General features: G+C 63.7%; 1 protein-coding gene. It reads left to right on the top strand.

Features of this window, described 5'->3' with window-relative positions; genetic code table 11:
- The first annotated feature begins 15 nt into the window (after positions 1-15).
- On the top strand, positions 16-4,956 hold the full coding sequence (locus CGA22_RS27485) for an amino acid adenylation domain-containing protein (protein WP_411157119.1): 4,941 nt from the start codon (positions 16-18) through the stop codon (positions 4,954-4,956).
- Positions 4,957-5,026: the final 70 nt, after the last annotated feature.

Below are 5,026 nucleotides of genomic sequence, written 5' to 3'. Positions count from 1 at the left end.
CGGATCACCCCGCAGATGTTGCCGCTCGCCGACCTGACCCAGCAGGAAATCGACGCCATCGTCGCCGACGTGCCCGGTGGTGTGAGCAATGTCCAGGACATCTATGCCCTGGCGCCGTTGCAGGAAGGGATTCTCTATCACCACCTGGCTTCGCAGCAGGGCGATCTCTATGTGCAGCAGGCGATGTTCAACCTCAAGGATCGTGCCCGGCTGGATGACTTCGTCAATGCCCTGCAAGGGGTGATCGACCGGCACGATATCCTGCGCACGGCCGTGCGCTGGGAGGGCTTGCGCGAGCCGGTGCAGGTGGTGTTGCGCGAGGCGCAACTGACGCTGGACGAGTGTGTTTTCGAACCCGGCCAGGATGTCGCTGCGCAGTTGCTGGAGCGTTTCGATCCGCAGCACTACCGGCTCGATGTACGCCAGGCACCGTTGATGCGCATGGCATTTGCCCATGACCCCGCCAACGGGCGTTGGGTGGCGATCCTGTTGTTCCACCACATGGCGCTCGATCACACCGCGTTGGAGGTGGTGGAACACGAGATGCAAGCGCATCTGCTGGGGCTGGCGGATCAGTTGGGCGACGCGACGCCGTTCCGCAACTACGTGGCCCAGGCCCGCTTGGGTGTCAGCCGTGAGGCCCATGAAGCGTTTTTCCGCGACATGCTGGGTGACATCGACGAGCCAACATTGCCGTTCGGCGTGCTGGACGTTCGCGGTGATGGCAGCGCTGTCGAAGAGGCCGGGTTGAATCTTTCCATTGACCTGAGCCGTCGGTTGCGGGCCCAGGCCCGTCAGTTGGGCGTAAGCGCCGCCAGCCTGCATCACCTGGCCTGGGCCCAGGTGCTGAGCAAGGTCACTGGCAAGCAGGACGTGGTATTCGGCACTGTGTTGATGGGGCGGATGCAAAGCGGCGAGGGTGCCGACCGGGCGCTGGGGATGTTCATCAACACCTTGCCGCTACGGGTGAAGGTGGGTACCGAGGATGTGCGTAGCGGCGTGAAGGCAACCCACGCTCGGTTGAGCGGTCTGCTGGGCCACGAACACGCCTCATTGGCGCTGGCCCAGCGCTGCAGCGGCGTGGCCGCGCCGATGCCGCTGTTCAGTGCCTTGCTCAACTACCGGCACAGCGCCGTCGAGATGGCTTCGAGCGAAGCGATGACGGCTTGGGACGGCATCGAGGCGCTGAGCAGTGGCGAACGCACCAACTATCCACTGACCCTGTCGGTGGACGACCTGGGCGAAGGCTTCAGCCTGAGCGCCCTGGCCGTACCGCAGATTGGTGCGCAGCGGGTTTGCGTGTATATGAACATTGCCCTGGAGCATCTGGTGGAGGCGCTGGAGGCGTCGCCGCAGACGCCGTTGAACAGCGTGTCGATACTGCCTTCCGCCGAGCGTCGGCAAGTGTTGGTGGACTTCAACAGGACAGACGTGGATTTCCCCGTGCACTCGACGATCCACCAGCGGTTCGAAGTGCAAGCGGCCATGCACCCCGCTACCGTGGCGGTTGTTTATGGATCGCAGCATCTGACCTACGACGAGCTGAACCGTCAGGCCAACCGTTTGGCGTATCGTCTGCTGGCGCTCGGCATACGGCCTGAGGACCGTGTCGCCATCTGCATGCGCCGCAGCCTGGAAACTGTCGTCGGCCTGCTGGCGATTCTCAAGGCCGGTGGCTGTTATGTGCCGATGGATCCGGCCTATCCGGTGGACCGCCTGGCCTACCTGCTCAAGGACAGCGCCCCGGTGGCCCTGCTGACTCAGGCGGCGCTGCAAGAACGCCTGCCGAGCCTGGACGTGCCGGTGCTGTTGTTGGACGTCGATCATGGAGACATGGCCGATTTGTCCGGGTATGCCGAAGACAACCCGGCGCTCGCGGCGCTGACACCGCAATGCCTGGCCTACATCATCTACACCTCGGGCTCCACCGGCGAACCCAAAGGCGTGATGGTCGAGCATCGCAACCTCGACAATCTGGTGAGCTGGCATTGCCAGGCGTTCGAGCTCAGGCATGGCAGTCGTACCTCGAGCGTGGCTGGTTTCGGTTTCGATGCGGCGGCCTGGGAGGTCTGGCCGGCGTTGTGTGCCGGGGCCACGTTGTTGCTGCCACCTGCCCATGCGGGCAGTGAGAATGTCGAAGCGCTGCTTGACTGGTGGCATGCCCAGGCGCTGGACGTGAGCTTCCTGCCCACGCCGATTGCCGAGTATGCGTTTAGTCGCGACCTGACTCAGGATCGACTGCGCACCTTGCTGGTCGGCGGAGACCGTTTGCGCACGCTGCCTGTCGACCCGCATTTCAACCTGATCAACAACTATGGCCCCACGGAAACGACGGTGGTCGCCACTTCGGGCCGGATCGATGCTTCGCAAACGGTGTTGCATATCGGTAAGCCGGTGGCCAATGCCCGGGTTTATCTGCTCGATGCACAACAGCAGCCGGTTCCGCTTGGCGTGGCAGGCGAGCTTTATATCGGTGGCGTCGGGGTGGCACGAGGTTACCTGAACCGCGATGACCTCACCGCCGAGCGCTTCCTCCGCGACCCGTTCGGCAGCGTTCCGAATGCCCGGATGTACCGCACCGGGGATATGGGGCGCTACCTGCCGGACGGCAACATCGAGTACCTGGGGCGTAACGACGATCAGGTGAAGATCCGCGGCCTGCGCATCGAACTGGGTGAAATCGAGGTGAAACTCGCCCAGCACGATGCGGTAAGAGAGGCGGTGGTATCGGTCCAGGAGGCTGGGTCGGGCGAGAAACGCCTGGTGGCTTATTTCACTCAGCATCCAGCGGGCGAAAGGGTGCAGATCGAAGACTTGCGCAGGTATCTGAAAGCACAGCTGCCCGACTACATGGTGCCGGCCGCCTACGTGTGCCTCGATGCCCTGCCATTGACACCTAACGGCAAACTCGATCGCAAGGCATTGCCGGAGCCAGACCAGGAAGCAGTCATCCGTCGCGTATACGAAGCTCCGCAAGGCGAGACCGAAATGCTTCTCGCCCGGATCTGGCAAGACCTGCTGGGCCTGCAACGGGTCGGCCGTCATGACAGCTTCTTCGAGCTGGGCGGGCACTCGCTGTTGGCCATCCGGTTGGCGGGGGCGCTGGCACAGGCCAATCTGAAGTTGTCGCTGGCCGAGTTGTTCGAACACGAAACCGTCGCGGCAATGGCGTCGATACTGCAAACCCGCATCGCCGATGTCCGGGCGAAGGAGGTTGTCGTACCGGTACGGACCGCAGGCCAGCAGAACCCGCTGTTCCTGGTGCACGAATTCAGCGGGCTCGACCTGTACTTTCCAACGCTGGGCAAGCACATCGACCCGGATATCCCGGTGTATGGCCTACCCGCTGTCGAATGGGGCGAGCCGCAGTTGCAGACGATGGAATGCATGGCCTCGCGGCTGGTGGGGATCATTCGTTCGGTACAACCCAAAGGGCCTTATCGCCTGGCCGGCTGGTCGTTCGGTGGCGTGCTGGCCTACGAAACCGCGATCCAGCTGATCGGCCTGGACGAGGAGGTCGAGTTCGTCGGCCTGATCGACAGCTACCTGCCTCGGCTGGTGGATCAGGGCCGGGCGCGCTGGGCATTGGACGAAGCCCACAAGCTGCATCTGCTGGACCGCTGCGATGTGTTCTGGAAGGCTGCGCGGCCTGGCGAGGAGGCACTGGCATCGATCCTGGCGAAACTGGTCGGTCTGCAAGGGCAACTGGATCGATTCGATTTCGAAGGCCTGGTGCAGCATTGCCGCGACGAGGCGCTGCTGCCTGCCGAGCTGGCCGTCTACAGTGCGGAGCAGCTCTGGCAGTACCTCGATCGCGAAGTGGCCCACGGTCATGCGTTGGCCCATTACAGGGTGTATCCGATTTCCGTACCGGTGCATCTGCTGATGGCCGAAGAGCGCAAGGACGACGCTCCCGAGCACTCCGGCTACCTGGGTTGGGACGCTGTCCTGCCGACGTCGCAGTTGCATTGCGTCAAGGTGCCGGGTAACCACCAGACCATGATGCAAGCGCCCCATGTCCAGGCCTTGGGCCAGGCCATCAGTGCTGAACTTCACACCGCCGCATCGCGTCCGGCACCTTCGCCGAAGAGCGGTTACCAGCCGCTGCTGACGATCCAGGGCGGACGGGCCGACCGGGCGCCGATCTTCTGCGTACCGGGGGCCGGCGACAGCGTCACCGGTTTCATCGGCCTGACCGACGCCTTCGGCCCGGACTGGCCGATCCATGGGCTGCAACACCGGGGGCTGGACGGCAGCACAGAGCCTTTCAGCCTGGTGGAAACCGCCGCCCAGGCGTACCTCGAAGCCATCGACAAGGTGCAACCGGAGGGCCCGGTGCATCTGCTGGGGCATTCCTTCGGTGGCTGGATTGTCTTCGAGATGGCGGCTCGCCTGCACGCCCGTGGCCGCAAGGTGGCCTCGTTGACGCTGATCGACAGCGAATCGCCGGGCGGCAACGGCGTGGTGGGCAAGCCTTATACCGGGACGGGGGTGTTGAACCGGTTGATCGAGGCGATGCAACTGGCCTCGGGCAAATCCCTCGGTATCGATGCCACGGTATTCGGTGCCCAGGACGATTCGGCGCAGATGCGCTTGCTGCATGCCGGCATGGTTCGCGCCGGCATGCTGCCACAGCGTTCGGCGGTGGATTCGATGCGTGGTCCGGCGCGGGCCTTCGGCACGGCCCTGCGTACGGTTTATCAACCGCAACATCAGTACACCGGGCCGGTGCGGCTGGTGCTGGCGAATGATCCAACCCTGGATACCGCCGGCAACAAGCGCGAGCAACAGGAAATGATCGATGGGTGGCGCAAGCATGTACCGGACCTGAGCATCTGGTACGGCCCGGGCAACCACTTCACGATTCTCAAGGCGCCTCACGTACATAACCTGGCTGCCTGGTGGCAGGACGGCCTTCCCATGCTCGATGAGGAGGAGGCCAGTGACTACGTCTAGCCGTCCGTCCTTCGGGCGCACCCATGGAACCCGGCGCTACGTTGGCCGGGCCTGAACTCAACGCACTCAT

This window comes from Pseudomonas sp. PSB18, from assembly GCF_014596565.1.
Classification (GTDB): domain Bacteria; phylum Pseudomonadota; class Gammaproteobacteria; order Pseudomonadales; family Pseudomonadaceae; genus Aquipseudomonas.
The sequence above is the reverse complement of the archived record's forward strand: the minus strand, read 5'-3'. Positions and strand labels throughout refer to the sequence as shown.

Bases quoted from the DNA above. Each gene is read 5' to 3' on its own strand.
- CGA22_RS27485 (WP_411157119.1), top strand. From the start codon at position 16: ATGTTGCCGCTCGCCGACCTGACCCAGCAGGAAATCGACGCCATCGTC.